The sequence below is a fragment of the Enterobacter sp. CCUG 70166 genome, assembly GCF_020224095.1.
Classification (GTDB): domain Bacteria; phylum Pseudomonadota; class Gammaproteobacteria; order Enterobacterales; family Enterobacteriaceae; genus Enterobacter; species Enterobacter intestinihominis.
On record NZ_NRIQ01000032.1, the window covers coordinates 1 to 1,467 of the forward strand.

At 54.7% G+C, this 1,467-nt stretch carries 2 protein-coding genes and 1 pseudogene; 2 read left to right on the forward strand and 1 reads right to left on the reverse strand.

Going from position 1 to position 1,467, the window contains the following annotated elements:
- A pseudogene (locus tag CKK19_RS13510) lies at positions 1–135 on the reverse strand (integrase); the annotation flags it as partial.
- A 166-nt stretch (positions 136–301) separates the two neighbouring features.
- On the opposite strand from CKK19_RS13510, the gene CKK19_RS13515 reads away from it, so the two are divergent.
- Complete coding sequence (locus CKK19_RS13515; protein ID WP_013263789.1) at positions 302–1,102, forward strand: subclass B1 metallo-beta-lactamase VIM-1; 801 nt, start codon at positions 302–304, stop codon at positions 1,100–1,102.
- A gap of 107 nt (positions 1,103–1,209) precedes the next feature.
- Positions 1,210–1,467, forward strand: a 258-nt coding sequence (locus tag CKK19_RS13520; RefSeq protein ID WP_156868282.1) for a GNAT family N-acetyltransferase, incomplete at its 3' end; no start/stop codon positions are given.

Sequence of the window (1,467 nt, forward strand, 5' to 3'; positions counted from 1 at the left end):
GATGAAGGCACGAACCCAGTTGACATAAGCCTGTTCGGTTGGTAAGCTGTAATGCAAGTAGCGTATGCGCTCACGCAACTGGTCCAGAACCTTGACCGAACGCAGCGGTGGTAACGGCGCAGTGGCGGTTTTCATGGCTTGTTATGACTGTTTTTTTGTACAGTCTATGCCTCGGGCATCCAAGCAGCAAGCGCGTTACGCCGTGGGTCGATGTTTGATGTTATGGAGCAGCAACGATGTTACGCAGCAGGGCAGTCGCCCTAAAACAAAGTTATGCCGCACCCACCCCTATGGAGTCTTGATGTTAAAAGTTATTAGTAGTTTATTGGTCTACATGACCGCGTCTGTCATGGCTGTCGCAAGTCCGTTAGCCCATTCCGGGGAGCCGAGTGGTGAGTATCCGACAGTCAACGAAATTCCGGTCGGAGAGGTCCGACTTTACCAGATTGCCGATGGTGTTTGGTCGCATATCGCAACGCAGTCGTTTGATGGCGCGGTCTACCCGTCCAATGGTCTCATTGTCCGTGATGGTGATGAGTTGCTTTTGATTGATACAGCGTGGGGTGCGAAAAACACAGCGGCACTTCTCGCGGAGATTGAAAAGCAAATTGGACTTCCCGTAACGCGTGCAGTCTCCACGCACTTTCATGACGACCGCGTCGGCGGCGTTGATGTCCTTCGGGCGGCTGGGGTGGCAACGTACGCATCACCGTCGACACGCCGGCTAGCCGAGGCAGAGGGGAACGAGATTCCCACGCATTCTCTAGAAGGACTCTCATCGAGCGGGGACGCAGTGCGCTTCGGTCCAGTAGAGCTCTTCTATCCTGGTGCTGCGCATTCGACCGACAATCTGGTTGTATACGTCCCGTCAGCGAACGTGCTATACGGTGGTTGTGCCGTTCATGAGTTGTCAAGCACGTCTGCGGGGAACGTGGCCGATGCCGATCTGGCTGAATGGCCCACCTCCGTTGAGCGGATTCAAAAACACTACCCGGAAGCAGAGGTCGTCATTCCCGGGCACGGTCTACCGGGCGGTCTAGACTTGCTCCAGCACACAGCGAACGTTGTCAAAGCACACAAAAATCGCTCAGTCGCCGAGTAGCAGATGCGGCATAACAAATCGTTGGAGCGGGACTTTTGCTACGCAGGCTGCGCCTACTCCGCAAAAGCCCCTCAACTCAGGCGTTAGGCATCACAAAGTACAGCATCGTGACCAACAGCAACGATTCCGTCACACTGCGCCTCATGACTGAGCATGACCTTGCGATGCTCTATGAGTGGCTAAATCGATCTCATATCGTCGAGTGGTGGGGCGGAGAAGAAGCACGCCCGACACTTGCTGACGTACAGGAACAGTACTTGCCAAGCGTTTTAGCGCAAGAGTCCGTCACTCCATACATTGCAATGCTGAATGGAGAGCCGATTGGGTATGCCCAGTCGTACGTTGCTCTTGGAAGCGGGGACGGA